The sequence below is a fragment of the Carboxydocella sp. JDF658 genome (assembly GCF_002049395.1).
GTDB lineage: Bacteria > Bacillota.
In genome coordinates this window covers 1-201 of sequence record NZ_BDLR01000261.1, presented here as the reverse complement: position 1 = coordinate 201, position 201 = coordinate 1, and the positions used below count along the sequence as shown (strand labels likewise).

At 39.3% G+C, this 201-nt stretch carries 1 pseudogene; it reads right to left on the bottom strand.

Annotated elements, in window-relative coordinates:
- Positions 1-201: pseudogene (locus JDF658_RS14720) on the bottom strand (hypothetical protein); the annotation flags it as partial.

The following is a 201-nucleotide window of genomic DNA, read 5'->3' as shown; positions in this document are numbered from 1 at the left end:
AGTATTATTGGCAGCAAGTAACCGGTAAATATCGTAGACGTCATGAGCAGAATCTAAAATGGCTTTTGTAAACTTAAATTCAGGATATAAGTCCAGTAATTCTGCCCAGGCGAAAACGAAAGTAACGCTATCATGACGAGAACCCTGTACTAAACTTAAAAGCAGAGGCAGGTCATTAGGGCTATTTGCCGAAGTAATAGA